This window comes from Bacillus sp. AC266 (assembly GCF_979253805.1).
In genome coordinates this window covers 872939-891407 of the sequence record NZ_CEEDEC010000001.1, presented here as the reverse complement: position 1 = coordinate 891407, position 18469 = coordinate 872939, and the positions used below count along the sequence as shown (strand labels likewise).

The 18469-nt window shown below is 34.5% G+C and carries 17 protein-coding genes and 1 pseudogene; 15 read left to right on the top strand and 3 right to left on the bottom strand.

Going from position 1 to position 18469, the window contains the following annotated elements; translation table 11 throughout:
• Positions 1–286: 286 nt before the first annotated feature.
• A pseudogene (locus tag AC0IXC_RS04605) lies at positions 287–487 on the top strand (helix-turn-helix domain-containing protein); the annotation flags it as partial.
• A 179-nt stretch (positions 488–666) separates the two neighbouring features.
• On the opposite strand, the gene AC0IXC_RS04600 reads toward AC0IXC_RS04605, so the two are convergent.
• The gene (locus AC0IXC_RS04600; protein ID WP_050000495.1) at positions 667–1794 is read right to left on the bottom strand and encodes an alpha/beta fold hydrolase; all 1128 of its coding nucleotides are present in this window, start codon (positions 1792–1794) and stop codon (positions 667–669) included.
• A 147-nt stretch (positions 1795–1941) separates the two neighbouring features.
• Here AC0IXC_RS04600 and AC0IXC_RS04595 point away from each other — a divergent pair, with 147 nt between their 5' ends.
• Together AC0IXC_RS04595 and AC0IXC_RS04590 are read left to right on the top strand one after the other, a co-directional pair.
• Positions 1942–2517 carry a TetR/AcrR family transcriptional regulator gene (locus tag AC0IXC_RS04595; RefSeq protein ID WP_002016995.1) on the top strand — a complete coding sequence of 192 codons (576 nt, stop codon included), beginning with the start codon at positions 1942–1944 and terminating at the stop codon, positions 2515–2517.
• 288 nt (positions 2518–2805) lie between these two features.
• On the top strand, positions 2806–4182 hold the full coding sequence (locus tag AC0IXC_RS04590; protein ID WP_002016996.1) for a lytic polysaccharide monooxygenase: 1377 nt from the start codon (positions 2806–2808) through the stop codon (positions 4180–4182).
• Between the two features lie 153 nt (positions 4183–4335).
• Here AC0IXC_RS04590 and AC0IXC_RS04585 read toward each other — a convergent pair whose 3' ends face one another.
• A complete protein-coding gene (locus AC0IXC_RS04585) occupies positions 4336–5751 on the bottom strand; it encodes a phosphatidylinositol-specific phospholipase C (protein ID WP_471652647.1) in 1416 nt (471 codons plus the stop codon).
• A gap of 421 nt (positions 5752–6172) precedes the next feature.
• Entirely contained in the window at positions 6173–6742 is a 570-nt protein-coding gene (locus AC0IXC_RS04580; protein WP_471652646.1) for a methyltransferase, read from the bottom strand.
• 600 nt (positions 6743–7342) lie between these two features.
• Here AC0IXC_RS04580 and AC0IXC_RS04575 point away from each other — a divergent pair.
• The 12 genes from AC0IXC_RS04575 (at position 7343) to AC0IXC_RS04520 (ending at position 18457) form a co-directional block, all read left to right on the top strand.
• Positions 7343–8185 carry a metallophosphoesterase gene (locus tag AC0IXC_RS04575; RefSeq protein ID WP_002189658.1) on the top strand — a complete coding sequence of 281 codons (843 nt, stop codon included), beginning with the start codon at positions 7343–7345 and terminating at the stop codon, positions 8183–8185.
• 216 nt (positions 8186–8401) lie between these two features.
• Positions 8402–8653 (top strand): hypothetical protein, encoded by a 252-nt coding sequence (locus AC0IXC_RS04570; RefSeq protein ID WP_002017002.1) that lies wholly within the window; start codon positions 8402–8404, stop codon positions 8651–8653.
• Positions 8654–8837: 184 nt separating this feature from the next.
• Positions 8838–9563, top strand: coding sequence for an ABC transporter ATP-binding protein (locus AC0IXC_RS04565; RefSeq protein WP_326997854.1), 726 nt, complete (start codon positions 8838–8840; stop codon positions 9561–9563).
• Entirely contained in the window at positions 9560–10579 is a 1020-nt protein-coding gene (locus AC0IXC_RS04560; RefSeq protein ID WP_471652645.1) for an ABC transporter permease, read from the top strand. The genes AC0IXC_RS04565 and AC0IXC_RS04560 overlap by 4 nt, the downstream gene beginning before the upstream one ends.
• 24 nt (positions 10580–10603) lie before the next feature.
• On the top strand, positions 10604–11257 hold the full coding sequence (locus tag AC0IXC_RS04555) for a TetR/AcrR family transcriptional regulator (RefSeq protein WP_002065518.1): 654 nt from the start codon (positions 10604–10606) through the stop codon (positions 11255–11257).
• A gap of 4 nt (positions 11258–11261) precedes the next feature.
• Positions 11262–12230, top strand: a complete 969-nt coding sequence (locus AC0IXC_RS04550) for a YbgA family protein (protein WP_471652644.1) — start codon at positions 11262–11264, stop codon at positions 12228–12230.
• 216 nt (positions 12231–12446) lie between these two features.
• The gene (locus tag AC0IXC_RS04545; protein WP_002189664.1) at positions 12447–13592 is read left to right on the top strand and encodes an acyl-CoA dehydrogenase; all 1146 of its coding nucleotides are present in this window, start codon (positions 12447–12449) and stop codon (positions 13590–13592) included.
• A gap of 15 nt (positions 13593–13607) precedes the next feature.
• A complete protein-coding gene (locus AC0IXC_RS04540) occupies positions 13608–14945 on the top strand; it encodes an acetyl-CoA carboxylase biotin carboxylase subunit (protein WP_016101963.1) in 1338 nt (445 codons plus the stop codon).
• A 26-nt stretch (positions 14946–14971) separates the two neighbouring features.
• A complete protein-coding gene (locus tag AC0IXC_RS04535) occupies positions 14972–15187 on the top strand; it encodes an acetyl-CoA carboxylase biotin carboxyl carrier protein subunit (RefSeq protein ID WP_001985297.1) in 216 nt (71 codons plus the stop codon).
• A 21-nt stretch (positions 15188–15208) separates the two neighbouring features.
• Positions 15209–16120, top strand: coding sequence for a hydroxymethylglutaryl-CoA lyase (mvaB, locus tag AC0IXC_RS04530; RefSeq protein ID WP_002017011.1), 912 nt, complete (start codon positions 15209–15211; stop codon positions 16118–16120).
• Positions 16121–16124: 4 nt separating this feature from the next.
• The gene (locus AC0IXC_RS04525; protein WP_002017012.1) at positions 16125–16913 is read left to right on the top strand and encodes an enoyl-CoA hydratase; all 789 of its coding nucleotides are present in this window, start codon (positions 16125–16127) and stop codon (positions 16911–16913) included.
• Positions 16914–16915: 2 nt separating this feature from the next.
• Complete coding sequence (locus AC0IXC_RS04520) at positions 16916–18457, top strand: acyl-CoA carboxylase subunit beta (RefSeq protein WP_002017014.1); 1542 nt, start codon at positions 16916–16918, stop codon at positions 18455–18457.
• Positions 18458–18469: the final 12 nt, after the last annotated feature.

Here is an 18469-nt window from a genome sequence, read left to right as displayed (position 1 = left end):
GTACCCTGAAAAACGTTTCACCCTAAAAACGTTTTTCCTCAAGAAGATTTTCAGGAGCACTAAAGTTTTTTAATTTGTTTCTGTGCCTTATTAGATAAAAATAATGTAATAAGTTGTTTAGAAAAGGTGAAAAATTCCCCCATTATAAAATGAATTCATATCACTTAACGTCCGTATGTTCTAGTTAAAGTAGGAATTTAAAGAAAAGGAAAGGGCTAGCTCTAGTTATAATTAGTGCAATAAATAGGGGGCTACTCAAATTTTTTTGTTTGATTTAGTAAGAATAATTATAAACGAGTTAATTCAGTATAAAAAATGTAATGTTACACAATTGACGAAGCTTTTAAAAATTCCACAATCCACTGTTTCCTAACATTTATCGAAAATGAGGGGTAAGGTGCTAAAGGCTGAAAAAAAGGGTTTAGAGATGTACTATTATATTACTAATCTAAAGGCGAGTCAGATTGTTGGAATTTTAGGTTTGTAAATAAACAAAACTTCACATATTTCATTATAAGTAAAACGCAGAATAATCCCCCACAAATACGTGGGGGATTTCTTTTATGAAAATAATATCAGTCTTTTTGAGTAGTGACACGATGGTCACCATGTTCTAATGTGCTAATAAAAGAAAAATTTTGAAAGTGCTAAAACGCTTCATATTTTTCAATATAATTTATGTCGCAAAAATCTTTTAATTTCATCAAAAGCTAAGTGACGATGACCAGCCTGACAATGTTGTTCACCACCAGTTTTCTTAGTGAAAACTACAGAAGTGATGGAGGCTGCATTACATAGCTCCGATTCGATTTGCGGTAATCGGCTAATTGGAACGTACTGATCGTCTTCACCAGCCAGGAGCAATACTTCTTGATTTATGAACTGACCGATTCCTGCCATCGTATGTTTTTCAAAGTTTTTAAGTAAGTTAAATGGCGTTTTTTCACCTGTATTTTCCATACCTTTTTTAACTTTCCAGTTCAGGTCGATGCTGGTAGCCATCATTTGTTTAAACATGGTATTAATTTTGTCAGCTTCATTAGTAGCCAGAAGCGTGGTCAATTTATTCCAGATATTATCCGGCATGCGCATCTTGAGTGCATCAAGGCCACTATAAAAAATATTAAAGGCGATGACTTTGTCGATTCGTTTTTCAAAAGCGGCGGCACGCATTGCCAAGTAGCCGCCCCAAGAAGCTCCGAGAATACTAACACGGTCAAGTTTGAAATAGTCAATGACTGTGGAAACGGGCTTCTCCCAGTTATGGATGAATTTTAAGCCGTTTTTCAGTGCTGTTCCTTGTCCAGGTCCATCAAAAACTATAATATTATAATTGATTCCTATGAGGTAGTTCATCATCTTCATCATTTCCTCCATGTAGGAATCGTAGCCTCCAAAGAAAAGTAGTGTATTACATGCGCCTGGTGTCATGAATTTGATTGCAGGAAGATAGGAATCTTCATAAGGAATTTGATAGGTTTCATACTCAAAGTCATGAAAGCCCTTATAAAAAGTTTCACGGTATTTTTGGTACACTTTTTCTTTTTTTGGATCGGATGATTCCATATAAAACTCGGCAGCCTGATAATAAACCGAAGCTAGATCGAAGTCTTTCTGATGCTCCCGCATTGCTGCATATTCTATCCAAGTGTTATACCAGCTGTCCGTGTCTGTAAGTCTTGGGATGATGGCTTGCAAATCCTGATTTGCCCGCTCATCGTCTTGATAGAAATCGTTGAAAAAACGGTTAATTTGCAAATTGAACTGTTCGTTGTTTACATACTGTTTAAACATAAAATCCCTCCTTATATTTGACTACAAGGTAAGGATAAGAGAAGTATATTAAAGAAACAACAAGCAGGAAAGGGTAAGAAGTACGAAATCGAACCATAAGGATATAAATGGTTTGATAAGCAACTTTGGGAAGGAGATTGATTATTAATGGGAGAGGATGTTCGCGTTTATAAAACGAAGAAAAATATTTCTAATACACTTATTACCCTCTTGAACGAAAAAGAGTTTGGGCGAATTACAACTAAAGATATTTGCATACATGCTATGGTGAGTAAGTCCACATTTTACAGCCATTTTGCAGATAAATATGATCTTTTGGAAAAATTAGTGCAAAATTATGTCTGCTGGTTCAAGGAAGAAATTGAATTTCGTTTCGCATTAATAGAGAATGGAAATGTGGCTCAAGCTATTAATATGATAACCGATAAGATCTCAGCGCGAAAAAAAGAGATTGCAACTTTACTCCATGTACGTGTTCCCTCAGCGGATTTACGTTTAGAATTAGAATCCATTTTATATAATGCCTGCTATTCCTATTTGAAAGAGCAGCAGGTTGAAGTAAGTGTGCCGATTGACTTTGTAGCTCAGTTGTATACAGCAAACGCAATGGTGTCAATCAATTGGTCGCTGAGCAACGATAAAAATCCAGATGTGGTTGAACTAATCGATAATATGCAGGGATATGTTTTTGATCTGATTTTGTCAGGTGGCGAGAGAATGTAATAAATCATGAAACCTGCTTAATAATGTAGTTATCGTGTGGGGTGTGGTTGTAAAAAATTAAGTAATCGATATTTGGATTTTTTGTGAATCTTTATTGGTTTTTTATAAACTCTTTACTACATAATGTTACAAAATAGAATTAATTTGCTTAATTTAGCCCCATATCAGGTTAATAAATAAACTAAATGTGTTTATGTTATTGAACTATTAATATATTAGTAGGTGATTTGTTCGTTTATCCCTATATTGCTATTATATTAGCATAAACAATATATTGGGGGGACGAGTATGAATTTGAAGTTAACATCTAAGTTAGAAAGATTAAGAAAAAGTAAAAAAGGAATTGGTGCTTGTGTTTTAGCTGTAGGGGTGACGGCAATTACAATGATTCCTCAAAGTGCATATGCACATGGGTTTGTTGAAAAGCCGAGTAGTCGTGCTGCTTTATGTAGTCAGAATTATGGAGCATTAAATTTAAATTGTGGAAATGTAATGTACGAACCTCAAAGTCTAGAAGCACCTAAAGGATTCCCAGATGGTGGACCGATTGATGGGAAAATCGCTTCGGCAGGAGGACTGTTTGGAGGGATTCTTGACCAACAAACATCAAATCGCTGGTTCAAAAACACAATAAAGGGGGGAGCAAATACATTTACATGGAAATACACAGCGGCACATTCTACAAGTAAATGGCATTATTACATTACCAAAAAGGGATGGGATCCTAATAAACCATTAACACGTGCTGAATTAGAACCAATTGGAACTGTGAAACATGACGGTTCGGCAGCATCAAATAATTTAACACATACAATTAATGTACCAACTGATCGCAATGGTTATCATGTTATTTTAGCTGTATGGGATGTAGCAGATACGTCAAATGCGTTTTATAATGTAATTGATGTAAATCTAGTAAATAATGAAGCTCCCGATACAGTAGCTCCAAGTCAACCAACTGGATTAAATGCGTCTAAAGTTTCTGCCAATAGTGTTGAACTAACATGGAAGGCCTCAAATGATAATATAGGCGTAAAAGAATATCAAGTGTTACGTAATGGAGAAGTAATTGGTACGGTACCAGGTACAACTTTTACTGATAAAAAACTAAAAGCAAATACGGAATATACCTATACAATAAAGGCATTAGACGCTGCTGGAAACATATCAAAAGAAAGTGAAAAACTAAAGGTTAAGACAACAAATGAAACTCCAGATAAAGAGGCTCCGACTCAACCAAAAGGATTACATAGTATGGGTACAACAGCGACAACTGTTGATTTGATGTGGAGTGCGTCTGAAGATAATGTAGGTGTTGATCATTATGTTGTATATAGAGAAAGCACTGGGGTTATGAATAAAATTGGGACAGCGGATAATACATCCTTTATGGATAAAGATTTAAAAACTAATACATCGTATAAATATGTAGTGACGGCGGTTGATTTAGCTGGAAATGAGTCTAGTAGAAGTGATGTTTTAACTGTAGCAACAAAACTAGAGGACTCTACTTATGAAAAATGGGATGCAAGAAAAGCATACAATAAAGGTGATAAAGTAGTACATGAGGGAAAAGTGTATGAAGCGATTCAAAGTTATCAAGGGAACGGCGATCCAAATTGGATTTTTGCACTATCGCTTTGGAAGCCAGTTTTAAATAAATGATCAGTGGAAAAGGGTAGTTATCACTTATTCTATGTGCAATACCGGAACAGGGGTGCAATTTTTACTCTTCATCCCAATATATACGAAATGAAATTATTAAAGAACCCCAATGGTATTCCATCAAAAAGGAATTCCATTGGGATTCTTTATTTTTTAATTTGTAATAGCGTATATTTTCACTGTAAATTTGTTAGTGGCACCAAGTGGGCTTGCAATATAATATTTAGTATTCGTATAAGCTTCAGTCCTAGATCCATGTGAAATATTTTTCCAACGAGTAGAATCTGTACCTAGAGAAACGTCAATCATTACATTGAAAGAGATAGAAGAAGGATGATCTTTTTCTGAAGGCTCAATAATCCATTTTAATTCCTTAGTACCTACAGGTAAACTATCAATTTTAAAGTTTTGACTGGATCGATTTTGTTGTCCGGATAAAGGGCTAGATTCGGATGAAATTTGCGAAATTAATATTTCTTTTTCATTCGAATGTATACCATTTAATTTAATGATACTATCAATTAAACCTGGACCAGGAAAATCAGCTGCGATAATACCAGAATGTTTAATTCCACCTTGTTGCAAGAGTTCGGTCCCAAGTGTATTCATTCCACCATAAAATACTTGACCATTTATATCACGAGGGAAATCTTCCCACGCATTAGTTGTAGCTTTTTGAATCATCTTGGGGTTACTATCAGTATTTCTGCTCTCTTTACCACTTGCAACAAACCAAGGATAAACATTATTTAATAATGCAGCAGCACCACCTGTGCCACTAAAATGGTTAAGATAGATTTTATCATTGTTAAAATTATTATTTGCATTTTGAAGGTGGGTTCTCACCGCATTCCATTTTTCATACATTCCGTCTGGTCCGTTTTCAATTTCAAATGTATCTTGTATATTTAAGCTATCGTAATTAATACCATATTGCTGAGAGGCTGTAAAGTTTTGTAAGATTACAATTTTCCCTCGGATGTCTCCTAGAGTAGGGTTATTTCTTTCTGAAGTTGGTACAGAACTCGGATCCCAAAAATAGGAATAATTAAGGTCTTTGTATTTATTAAGTATTTCCTCGAATGATAGTGAGCCACTTTCAGGAGTAGTTTCTTCTTTTAAGCGCATTAAAATTGTTTCTGTAGGATGATCTTTTAAAAATTGAATTGCCTCTTTTAATACATCTTCAAACATTGCTTTTTGATTTACAATCCCATGGTACATTGCAAAAGAATCTTTTACACGTTTAACACGCATATCTACATATCGAATTCCGGAATTTAATTGTTTTGGTAGACTCATAGTTTGATTTCTTGTCAAATTTTCATCAAGAAAACTTGCTCCATGTAAAGCCATTGTACCGTGAGTCCCTGGAATAGATATTTCACTCAATTTTGTTGAATCTGCTACTTTCGACATCCATGCTGGGTTTTGATAGCCTATATTGGATTCATAGGAATAACCTGGATGACTATCAGCAAAAATAGTAGATGGTGTACTTAAACTTGCTAGTGTGAAACAAGTAAGGATACTAATTTTAAAAAAATTCCTCATTTTTATTTTGTTCATTTTATCTCTCCTGACTTTTAAACAATAGATATAATAAAACAAGATGATTTTTTACTACATCTATTGTTTTGATTCTTAAAGTAATGAATTTTTGTGTTTGAAAAAATCAAAATAGGGTAGGAAGTTATTTGAGATTTTAATAGTTTGTTGTAATAAATTGTATCTAATAGTCAAACGGATTCTTAAAGAATTGAAGCATAGATAGGTAAAAAACAAACTTTCCGCTGTACTGTATACAAACAAAACAGAAGTCTTAAAAAAGACTTCTATTTTGTGACATATAATGAATGATAAGGTGGTTAACAAATCAAGATAATGTGACTGAGTGGTAAAAATCTATTTATAGCTGTTTCAGAATTTTTTATAACAAGGTTACTTATGAAAAATGGGACTCTGTTAGGCTAACAAAAATTAAGAAATTCTACTCATTAAAACTTAAACTAACTACAGTTGCGATAGATTGGGCTGCATGTTCCCAGCTTCCATCTATCACTTTTCCAATCTGTTGACCAAGTGCATTTAAATCATTTGGATTAACTGGAATCCCATTATACGCAGCAAGAATTGATAAAAGTGGAGCGGCAAAAGGTGTCCAACCACCTCTATCAATATTAAATGCAGGCTTATCTATTACCTTTCCATCTTGCACTGTAAACTCATAATAAAATTGATCATCTGGACGAAAACTTAAATGATGAGAAATTTGTCCCTTAACATATGTTTTACCGCCACCTAAATTTACTACTTCAATTGGTTTTACATTAAATTCATGCTCAAATACTTTAATTTTTTTAACTTCTGGACCATTTAAGGCAGCTTTAACTGCTGTTTCCAAATTATTTTGTGCAAATGGTTGAATACTCATCTGTGTCTCTTCTTTTTGGATAGGAGCCCCTTTTTCAGCAGCAAACACTGATGTACTTGGTAGTGCACCTGTAGCCAATGTAGCTGCAAGTGCTGTCGTCATCATGATTTTTCTTTTCATCTTCATAGTTTTCTTCCTCCCTTAAAGTTATGATATATAATTTTTTAAAGACTGACATGGGGCAATATTTTATTTCATAATGCACGCAAAAAACTAGTTTAAGAATTATGTGAAATTATGTCAGGAAATTAAAGTTAATTATATATGCACTTACAATGATAGCTATCTACACATATTTTTTCAATTTTCTAATAAATAATACAGTAATACCTTTTCATAAGGCAATTTAGTGTTTCAATTCTCTCTTTGTACGTTTTAAACAAATTAAAATCGTAGTGGTAATAATATATTTGTAATCAAATGTCGTATATACTTCGAGAAAAGTACACAATATTTTTATAAAAAACTATAGGAATTATCATGATATAGTTATCAAACTAAGTAAGATAAATGTTAATATTATGAAGAGATTCCAGTGATCTGCTATAAAATTACTGAAAAATGAGCATGACATCATACACGCATGCGATTGAAAAATTTTATAAGTGGCGTATAAAACTATAACAAATACTACAAATCAATTAAAAAATTTCAGTTATTCTGAATGCGAAGGGCACGTAATATTTATTGTGAACTGTAGTACTGATTAAGATTTTAGGAGGAAGTATGAACAAGAAGATTAAAAGAATCATATTAATTATTGGTATATTAGTAGGCATTAGTATCTTTTTATATTTACAAAACAATTTAATAAGTATAACTGAGGTTAAAATAACCTCTAGTAAAATTCCCTCTTCTTTTAAAGGATATAAAATACTACAAATTTCAGATTTACATAATAAAAAATTTGGTGATAATCAAGACGTTTTAATTCAAAAAGTAAAAAGCATAAATCCAGATATTATTGCTATTACGGGTGATTTAATAGACAGTAAATCGTACGATGCAGAAATGAGTATGCAAGTAATACGAGAACTTGTGAAGGAATATCCGGTATATTTTGTGACAGGAAATCATGAAAAATGGTCAGGAAAATATAACAGTTTAGAAAAAAAATTAAAGAAACAGCATGTCACTGTTTTAAGAAATGAACATGTAATAATACAAAAGGGAGGACACGAAATAAACTTGTTAGGAATTGATGATCCGGAATTTAATACTGGAGATATTGATGAAGGAAGTATTGTAAAAGATGCAATTGTAAAAGCAAAAATTGAAACGCTGCCAGATAGGTATAATGTATTATTATCCCATAGGCCTGAATTTCTAGAAGAGTATGCTGAGGAGAAAGTAGATTTAGTGTTATCGGGTCATGCACATGGGGGACAAGTTCGGTTACCTTTTATCGGGGGATTAGTTGCTCCTAATCAAGGAATACTGCCCAAATATACAGCGGGTTTATATGAACAACAAAATACGTCTATGATAGTTAGTAGAGGATTAGGCAATAGTATCATTCCGCAAAGAGTTTTTAATAGACCTGAGATTGTAGTCGTGCAGTTAAATTAATCTGTACGGCTTTTTTGTTCAGGAGAATAATTTAAAGGTAGTTTTTCTTGAGTACAAGTTTCCATTACAATTTTGTTAAAATTTTTCAACGTTACATAAAGTAACAAAATTTGACCTATTGAGTTTGTTATAGTGTAAATAATCAAAAAACTTAAAAATTAGTCGAGTTAAAATAGTTATTATTAAGCAATATTAAAAATATAAAGGGGTGTACAAATGCATAAAGAATTTGAAATTGAAGAATATACGGCGATTGAGGAGCAAATTCATTATTATAGTACGTCTTTATTAGTAAGTCATCCTGAGCAAATTGTAAAGTATTTAGAAAAACGGTTGGAAAAGTATGCAGAAACGTTACAATATGCACATTTATATCCGGAAACGGTTATATTACCAATACAGCAAATAGTTATCGAATATTCATTAGATGTTGCTAGAATTAGAAGGTATTTAAATTTAAAAACATAACAAAAATCGAATAATTCACAATGAAACAGAGTCGACTTTAAGAAAAGATATTCTAATGTCGACTCTGTTTCATTGATTTAGTAAATAACAGAAAAAATATATGTTTGAAAAGTTTGACATATAATAATTCGAGAGTAAAATAAAAGTGAGTACTCACTCATTTTAAAGAAAAGGGGGATTTTTAGTGCACCAACCTTCAATTATTTTACGAGATGTATCAAAAAGTTTTGGGAAAAAAGAAGTTTTGCATAACCTTTCGCTGCAAGTAGAAAAAGCAGAAATTTTTGGCTTGGTTGGACCTTCCGGATCAGGGAAAACAACACTCATTAAAATGATTGCAGGTATTAATGAGTCAACTACAGGGGATGTAATTGTTTTTAATACAAACATGCCTAATCTAAATGAAATGAAAAGAATTGGTTATATGGCTCAGGCTGATGCATTATACGAAGAACTATCGGCATATGAAAATGCAGATTTTATTGCAACGATGTATGGGTTAAAAGGTAAGCGTAAGAAAGAGAGAATCGTAGAAGTTTTTGAACTTGTGCAATTATCAGAGCATATGAAAAAGCAAGTACAGCATTTTTCAGGTGGAATGAAAAAACGTTTATCATTGGCGATAGCACTCCTTCATGAACCAGAAATATTAATTTTAGATGAGCCAACAGTTGGGATAGATCCTCTACTTCGAAAATCGATTTGGGAGAAGTTTTATGACCTTAAAAAGAAAGGAACAACTATTATTGTAACAACGCACATTATGGATGAAGCTGAGTTTTGCGAACGTCTAGGGCTAATTAGAGAAGGGAATTTAGTTGCGATTGGCACACCGGAGGAATTGAAAAAACAAACATCTTCTGGACGAATTGAAGATGTCTTTATGTTAGAAGGAGTGATTGAATCATGAGAGTTAATGGTGTAGTCATCCGTATCATTCGTCAATTTTTTCGAGATAAGCGTTCTTTAGCAATGATGTTTGGGGCACCAATGTTATTACTTTGGTTATTGTCGCTAGTATTTACACAAAAAGACTATATACCGCATATTGCTGTAGTCGATGTACCTGCTCCTATAGTAAAAGCAATGAAAAATCAAGAAGCATCAATTTATGAATATAGTAAAGACAAAGCAATTTCGGAATTAGAAAAGCAAAAGGTAGATGCAGTAATTCATTTAGAAAATGGAAAAATGAATCTTCTATTAGAAGGCAGTGATTCATCAAAAAAACGTGCGGTACTTCAAGTATTGCAAAAGAGTACAGAGAAGAATAATGTATCAATGATGAAGCCTGAAGTGGATTATTTACATGGCTCTAAAGACATTACGATGTTTGATGGGCTTGGTCCCGTATTAATTGGTTTCTTTACATTTTTCTTTGTATTTATATTGTCCGGAGTATCTTTTGTAAGAGAACGTTTAAGTGGTACATTAGAGAGATTATTGTCCACACCAGTGAGAAGATGGGAAATAGTTGTAGGATATATTATTGGTTTTGGAATCTTTGCATTTATACAATCTATTATAATTGTAAGTTTTTCAGTTTATATTTTAGATTTATATGTAGCTGGCTCAATATGGCTAACGCTACTTATAACATGTATGCTTTCTTTAACTGCACTAACATTAGGCACATTTTTATCGGCATACGCAAATAATGAATTTCAAATGATTCAATTTATACCGCTTGTTATCGTGCCACAAGTTTTCTTTTCTGGGTTGTTTCCAATGGAATCCATGAATACATGGTTACAAATGTTAGGTAAATTATTTCCACTCACATATGGTGCTGACGCTATGAGACAAGTAATGATTCGGAATCAAGGGTTTACAGAGATTGCATTAGATCTTACTGTATTACTACTTTTTTCACTATTATTTGCAGTAGGAAATGTATTTGCATTAAAGAAACATCGCAAAATATAATGATGATAAAAAGGAGCACAATAAATGAAGAAGGATTGGCTGGAAGAATTAGTTGCCGCAACGAATACTGATAAACGTAATGAACGTCAAATGCGTATATTAGAGGCAGCTGTTGATATGTTTGGAGAAAAAGGGTACGCCTCAACTTCAACGAGTGAAATTGCAAAGCGAGCTGGTGTAGCGGAAGGAACAATCTTCCGCTACTATAAAACGAAAAAAGATTTATTGTTTGCAGTCGTGATGCCGACCTTAACAAAGTTCGCTGCACCATTTTTCGTACAAGCCTTTGCAAAAGAAATATTTAAAACAGAGTATGAATCGTATGAAGTGCTTTTAAGAGTAATAATTCAAAATAGATTTGAATTTGCTAAAAAGCACTTTCCAATGATAAAAATATTAATTCAAGAAGTACCATTTCAGCCAGAACTAAAAAGTGAAATACAACAATTAATAGAAACAGAACTGCTTGTACATTTTAAAAAGCTGATTGCTAAGTTTCAAGAAGAAGGGGAAATTATTGAACTTCCGCCTTCTTCTGTATTACGTCTTACTTTATCAGCTGTATTAGGGTTGCTCTTAACGAGGTTTTTATTATTGCCGGAAGAGAAATGGGACGATGAAGTGGAAATTGAAAATACGATTCAATTTATTTTGTATGGACTAACGCCACGGAGGTAATGTGATGCGACAATTTGCTAAACCGATAATTGTTGTAAGTAAATGTTTAGAATTTGATGCCTGTCGTTATAATGGAGAGATGGTTCCAGATTTAACAATTCGAAACTTGCAGCCATTTGTTACATTTATACCTGTATGTCCTGAAGTAGAAATTGGTTTAGGGACTCCTCGTGAAACGATACGTATTGTAGAAAAAAACGGTACGAATAGGCTTGTGCAACCGTCAACACGAGAAGACGTAACTGAAAAAATGGAGCAATTTTCAAATGAGTTTTTACAAACATTACCTGAAGTTGACGGTTTTATTTTGAAGAATCGTTCGCCAAGTTGCGGAACTCGTGATGTGAAAATCTATTCTGGTTTTGAAAAAGGACCAGTAAAAGGAAAAGGAACTGGATTATTTGGCGGAGCAGTAATAAAAAAATTTTCGCATCTTCCAATTGAAGAAGAAGGTAGATTGTCGAATTTTATTATTAGAGAGCATTTCTTTACAAGATTGTTTACAATCGCGCATTACAAAATGATTAAACATACTAAAAACATAAAAGAACTCGTAGCGTTTCAATCAGATTATAAGTATTTATTTATGGCATATAATCAGGTGAAACAAAAAGAATTAGGGCGTATTATTGCAAATCAAAAAAATGAAACAATTGAAGTCGTATTTGATAACTATGAGAAGACTTTATATAAATTATTTATTCGCGCGCCTCGCTATACATCGAATGTAAATATATGTGAGCACATTTTCGGATATTTTAAAACAAAGCTAAAAAAACAAGAAAAAGATCATTTTTTAGAGCTGTTACAGAAGTATTCTGAAAAGAAAATCCCACTTAGTAGTTTACTTGTAATTTTAAAAACATGGGCCATTCGATTTGATGAAAAGTATTTATTAAGACAAACATATTTCGAACCATACCCTGAAGGGTTAGTAGAAATTTCTGATTCGGGAAAAGGTAGAGATTATTAAACAATAAATTACATAATTCGACACAAAAACCCCTATGTTGTTGTAGAACAATGTAGGAATTTTTTTGTGCATTGGTACAGAATCTGTTTTAAAATTAAGTTATGACAGAATTATAGCAATTGTCTAACTAATATTCGTGTCTTTTAAGAAGTAATGTTTGTAGTAGAAACTCGCACGCTGTCGAAACTCAATATTCGATAAGGGGTGTGTAGCGGAATGGAATTTACTCTAACTCGCGAAAAACAAATGATTAAAGAAATGGTACGTGATTTTGCTGAAAAGGAAATCGCACCGAAAGCTGTATATTATGACAAAACTGCGGAATTTCCATATGAAACATTTCAAAAAATGGGCGAACTAGGATTATTAGGTATCCCATTCCCGGAAGAGTATGGAGGTTCAGGTGGCGATACGTTATCGTACGCGTTAGCTGTTGAAGAGATTGGTCGTGCTTGTGGTGGAACAGGTTTAAGCTATGCTGCAACAATTTCATTAGGTGCTTCTCCAATTTATTATTTCGGTACAGAAGAACAAAAACAGAAATTTTTAGTTCCAATGGCGTCAGGTAAAACGTTAGGTGCTTTCGGATTAACGGAGCCAAATGCTGGATCTGATGCAGGGGGCACACAAACGAAAGCAATTTTAGATGGCGATGAATATGTTATTAGTGGTGAAAAGTGCTGGATTACAAACGCAGAGTATGCAAATACAATTATTGTAACCGCTATCAACGGTTTTGAAGACAATGGTAAAAAACGTATTTCTGCATTTATCGTACCGACTACTAGTGAAGGATTAACGATTTCAAGCCCTTACGATAAGATGGGTGTTCGTGCTTCTAATACTTGTGAAATCGTACTTGATGGTGTACGTGTACCGAAAGAAAATATTCTTGGTGATGTAAATAAAGGATTTAAACAATTCTTATATACACTTGATGGAGGACGTATTTCAATTGCAGCATTAGCAGTAGGTATTGCACAATCTGCATTTGAACGTGCATTGCAATATGCGAAAGAACGTCAACAATTTGGAAAATCGATTTCTAATTTCCAAGCGATTCAATTTAAATTGGCTGATATGGCGACTGAAGTAGAATTAGCGCGTAATTTAGTACATAAAGCAGCTTGGTTAAAAGATAACGATAAACCTTTCGGTAAAGAAGCGGCTATGGCAAAGTTGTTTGCATCTGAAGCTGCAAGTCGTATAGCAAATCATGCAGTACAAATTCATGGTGGATATGGCTATATGCGTGAATATGAAGTTGAACGATATATTCGTGATGCAAAACTTTTAGAAATTGGTGAAGGAACTTCTGAAATTCAACGTCTCGTAATTGCAAGACATTTAGGATGTAGATAAAAAGGAGGAGTCACTATGTTTCAAAAAATATTAATTGCTAATCGCGGGGAAATCGCAGTTCGCATTATGAAAACTTGTCAAAAACTTGGCATTCGTACCGTTGCTATTTATTCTGAGGCTGATGAAAATGCCCTTCATGTAAAATTGGCAAATGAAGCTTACTTAGTAGGCGGTCCGCGTGTCCAAGAAAGCTATTTAAACCTTGAAAAAATTATTGAAATAGCTAAGAAGACACATGCTGAAGCAATCCATCCGGGGTACGGATTATTATCAGAGAATCCATCTTTTCCGATTCGCTGTAAAGAAGAAGGAATCGTATTTATCGGTCCTTCAGAAGAAATCATTACTAAGATGGGAAGTAAAATTGAGTCACGTATAGCGATGCAAGCAGCAGATGTGCCAGTAGTTCCAGGCATTACTACAAATATTGAAACTGCTGAAGAAGCAATTGAAATTGCGAAACAAATTGGTTATCCATTAATGCTTAAGGCATCCGCGGGCGGCGGAGGCATTGGAATGCAGTTGATGGAAACTGAGCAAACGCTCACCAAAGCATTTGAAAGTAATAAAACAAGAGCGCAAAATTTCTTTGGTAACGGAGAAATGTATTTAGAGCGCTATATAGCAGATGCACATCATATTGAAATTCAGCTTTTAGCAGATACACATGGTAATACAGTGTATTTATGGGAACGCGAATGTTCAGTGCAGCGCCGAAATCAAAAAGTAATTGAAGAAGCACCTTCACCATTTTTAGATGAGGGTACACGAAAGGCTATGGGAGAAGTTGCTGTACAAGCTGCTAAAGCACTTGGTTATACAAATGCAGGTACAGTTGAGTTTCTTGTAGATGATCAAAAGAACTTTTATTTCTTAGAAATGAATACGAGATTACAAGTAGAACATCCAGTTACAGAAGAAATTACTGGGTTAGACTTAGTTGAACAACAATTACTTATCGCATATGGTGAGAAGCTATCATTTACACAGGATGATGTAAAACGTAGTGGTCATGCCATTGAGGCTCGTATTTACGCAGAAGATCCGAAAACATTCTTCCCATCACCTGGGAAAATTACAGATTTAACGTTACCGACAAATATACGTATTGATCACTTTTTGGAGAATCAAGTAACGATTACACCTTTCTATGATCCAATGATTGCGAAAGTAATCGCACATGGTGAAACTCGTGAAGAAGCGATTTCAAAATTAAAAATTGCTCTAGAAGAGTTAAAAGTAGAAGGTATTAAAACAAACACACCAATGTTACTGCAAGTACTCGGAGACGATGTGTTCAAAAGTGGTATTTATACAACGGGTTTTGTAACGAAACAACTTGTTAAAAAGTAAGATTTATGAATATTAAGGGGGAAAAAATGATGACGAAAGTATATGCATCGATGGCAGGAAATGTTTGGAAGATTGTTGTAGGAGTAGGAGATACAGTAGAGGAAGAGCAGGATGTCGTCATTTTGGAATCTATGAAAATGGAAATTCCAATCGTTTCAGAAGAAGCCGGAACTGTTATGAAAATTAACGTACAAGAAGGCGATTTTGTAAATGAAGGAGATGTATTACTAGAAATTGAATAGGGAGATATAGGGGGAAGCGAATTGAAACTACCTAATTTTGCTGTCATTAAAGAAGTCGGGCCACGTGATGGCTTACAGAATGAAAAAAAGATTGTTGGCACAAAAGATAAAGTAAAATGGATTCAACTACTTACAGAAGCGGGATTGTCGTACGTTGAAGTTTCCTCATTCGTTCACCCTAAATGGGTTCCTGCATTAGCAGATGCAAGTGATGTATTTTCTGAGCTAAAAAGGGATCCAAATGTTACATATGCAGCGCTTGTTCCAAATCAAAATGGTTTGGAACGAGCTTTTTTGCAAAATGTAGATGAGGTGAATGTTTTTTTATCAGCAAGTGAATCTCACAATAAAAGTAATATTAATAAATCTATTAAAGAAGCATTAGCTGTAATTGAAGATATAACAAAACAGGCAACGTTCGAAGGTAAAAAGGTACGAGGCTATGTTTCTACTGTATTTGGATGTCCTTATGAAGGGGATATAAGTGCCACAGCAGTTGACGAAATATGTAATCAACTATTTTCATACGGCATTTATGAAGTTTCTCTCGGTGACACGATTGGTGTAGCGAATCCATTACAAGTAGAACAAGTATTAGAACATCTATTAAAGAAGTATGATGCTTCGCAGTTTGCAATGCATTTTCATAATACGTATGGAATGGCTCTGGCGAATGTAGTTAAGTCTTTAGAATATGGTATTACAACGTTTGATAGTTCTTGTGGTGGACTCGGAGGATGTCCTTATGCACCAGGAGCATCGGGTAATGTTGCTACTGATGACTTAGTGCATATGCTCCATAAGCTGGGAGTCCAAACTAATATTGATGAAGAAAAGTTATTGAGAGCTAGTCAGTTTATTCAAAGTAAGTTGAATATCCAATTACCGAGTCATGTGTATAGAGCGCTTCAACATAAAACGATAAGTAGGTGAGAAGATGCTACAATTACAAAACATTTCAGTTGACTATGTTACACCGCACGTTGTAAAGATTTCGTTAAATCGTGAAAGACAAGCAAACTCATTATCTTTGGCATTATTAGAAGAATTACAAACTATATTAACTCAAATAAACGAAGAATCAAATACGCGCGTTGTTATTTTAACAGGAGATGGCGAAAAAGCATTTTGCGCTGGTGCTGATCTAAAAGAGCGTGCCAACATGAGTGAAGAACAAGTTCGCCATGCTGTGGGTATGATTCGTTCTACTATGGAGATGGTGGAACAATTACCACAACCAGTTATTGCTGCTATTAATGGAATCGCACTTGGTGGAGGTACTGAATTAAGCTTAGCTTGTGATTTTAGAATTGCTTCTGACACTGCGAGTCTAGGTCTTACTGAAACTTCTCTTGCAATTATACCTGGAGCAGGTGGTACGCAGCGTTTACCGAGATTAATTGGAGTCGGTAGAGCAAAAGAATTAATTTATACAGGAAGACGTATTTCGGCGCAAGAAGCGAAAGAATATGGTTTAGTAGAATTCGTAGTACCAGCTGATTTACTAGAAGAGAAAGCAATTGAAATTGCAGATCGAATTGCTAAAAATGGTCCAATTGCTGTTCGATTAGCAAAAGAAGCAATTTCAAATGGTATTCAAGTAGATTTACATACCGGCTTACAAATGGAAAAACAGGCGTATGAGGGCGTAATCCATACGAAAGATAGATTAGAAGGATTACAGGCATTCAAGGAAAAACGCAAACCAATGTATAAGGGGGAGTAAGTATGTTAGATCAAAAACAACAATCTAATTCATTTGAAGAACGAGTTGAAACAATTAAGCAAGGCGGGGCACCGAAATATCATGAACAAAACAAAGCAAAAGGAAAACTTTTTGTTCGAGATCGTTTAGCTCTTTTATTCGATAATGGTGAATATGTGGAAGATGCATTATTTGCAAATTGTGAACAAACCGGGTTACCAGCTGACGGCGTTGTAACTGCAACTGGTAAAATACATGGTCGCACTGCGTGCGTAATGGCAAATGATTCAACTGTTAAGGCTGGATCATGGGGAGCACGTACAGTTGAAAAGATTTTGCGTATTCAAGAAACGGCTGAGAAATTACGTGTACCGTTATTTTATTTAGTTGACTCTGCTGGGGCACGTATTACAGATCAAGTTGAAATGTTCCCTGGACGCCGCGGTGCGGGAAGAATTTTTTATAACCAAGTGAAATTATCTGGAAAAGTGCCACAAATTTGTTTATTATTTGGACCTTCAGCAGCTGGTGGTGCGTATATTCCAGCATTTTGTGACGTTGTTATGATGGTTGAAGGAAATGCTTCTATGTATTTAGGGTCTCCGCGTATGGCTGAAATGGTTATCGGTGAGAAGGTAACTTTAGAAGAAATGGGCGGAGCACGTATGCATTGCTCAGTATCAGGATGCGGAGATGTTTTATGTAAAACAGAAGAAGATGCAATTACGCAAGCAAGACAATATATTTCTTATTTTCCAAGTAACTATTTAGAAAAGACTCCTTTGATTACACCTCAAGAACCGAAACAGTTCGATAAAACGTTAGAAGAAATCATTCCAGAAAATCAAAATGCTCCTTTCAATATGAAAGATCTCATTAACAGAATTATTGATGAAGGTTCTTTCTTTGAAGTGAAAAAATTATTTGCTCAAGAACTAATTACAGGTTTAGCACGCATTGATGGTAAGCCAATTGGCATTATTGCAAATCAGCCGCGTATGAAGGGCGGCGTATTATTCCACGATTCAGCTGATAAAGCAGCGAAGTTTATAAATTTATGCGATGCATACCATATTCCATTATTATTCCTTGCAGATGTACCTGGATTTATGATTGGTACAAAAGTAGAACGTGCCGGAATTATTCGTCACGGTGCAAAAATGATCTCTGCAATGAGTGAAGCAACTGTACCGAAAATTTCTATCGTCGTTCGAAAAGCATATGGAGCTGGCTTATATGCAATGGCAGGTCCAGCGTTTGAACCAGATTGCTGCTTAGCATTACCAACAGCTTCTATTGCAGTAATGGGTCCAGAAGCAGCGGTCAATGCTGTATATGCAAATAAGATAGCAGCTTTACCAGAAGAAGAGCGTGCAAGCTTTATTGCTGAAAAACGAGAAGAGTATAAGAAAGATATTGATATTTACCGTTTAGCATCTGAGATGGTGATTGATGGTATTGTTCATCCAAACAATTTACGTGAAGAGCTAAAAGGACGATTCGAAATGTATATGAGTAAATATCAAGTATTCACGGATCGTAAACATCCTGTATATCCAGTTTAAAAGCCCTATTTA

Excerpts from the sequence above, each read along its gene's own strand:
- AC0IXC_RS04600 (WP_050000495.1), bottom strand. The coding sequence starts at position 1,794 with ATGTTTAAACAGTATGTAAACAACGAACAGTTCAATTTGCAAATTAAC.
- AC0IXC_RS04595 (WP_002016995.1), top strand. The coding sequence starts at position 1,942 with ATGGGAGAGGATGTTCGCGTTTATAAAACGAAGAAAAATATTTCTAAT.
- AC0IXC_RS04590 (WP_002016996.1), top strand. The coding sequence starts at position 2,806 with ATGAATTTGAAGTTAACATCTAAGTTAGAAAGATTAAGAAAAAGTAAA.
- AC0IXC_RS04585 (WP_471652647.1), bottom strand. The coding sequence starts at position 5,751 with ATGAACAAAATAAAAATGAGGAATTTTTTTAAAATTAGTATCCTTACT.
- AC0IXC_RS04580 (WP_471652646.1), bottom strand. The coding sequence starts at position 6,742 with ATGAAGATGAAAAGAAAAATCATGATGACGACAGCACTTGCAGCTACA.
- AC0IXC_RS04575 (WP_002189658.1), top strand. The coding sequence starts at position 7,343 with ATGAACAAGAAGATTAAAAGAATCATATTAATTATTGGTATATTAGTA.
- AC0IXC_RS04570 (WP_002017002.1), top strand. The coding sequence starts at position 8,402 with ATGCATAAAGAATTTGAAATTGAAGAATATACGGCGATTGAGGAGCAA.
- AC0IXC_RS04560 (WP_471652645.1), top strand. The coding sequence starts at position 9,560 with ATGAGAGTTAATGGTGTAGTCATCCGTATCATTCGTCAATTTTTTCGA.
- AC0IXC_RS04555 (WP_002065518.1), top strand. The coding sequence starts at position 10,604 with ATGAAGAAGGATTGGCTGGAAGAATTAGTTGCCGCAACGAATACTGAT.
- AC0IXC_RS04550 (WP_471652644.1), top strand. The coding sequence starts at position 11,262 with ATGCGACAATTTGCTAAACCGATAATTGTTGTAAGTAAATGTTTAGAA.
- AC0IXC_RS04545 (WP_002189664.1), top strand. The coding sequence starts at position 12,447 with ATGGAATTTACTCTAACTCGCGAAAAACAAATGATTAAAGAAATGGTA.
- AC0IXC_RS04540 (WP_016101963.1), top strand. The coding sequence starts at position 13,608 with ATGTTTCAAAAAATATTAATTGCTAATCGCGGGGAAATCGCAGTTCGC.
- AC0IXC_RS04535 (WP_001985297.1), top strand. The coding sequence starts at position 14,972 with ATGATGACGAAAGTATATGCATCGATGGCAGGAAATGTTTGGAAGATT.
- AC0IXC_RS04525 (WP_002017012.1), top strand. The coding sequence starts at position 16,125 with ATGCTACAATTACAAAACATTTCAGTTGACTATGTTACACCGCACGTT.
- AC0IXC_RS04520 (WP_002017014.1), top strand. The coding sequence starts at position 16,916 with ATGTTAGATCAAAAACAACAATCTAATTCATTTGAAGAACGAGTTGAA.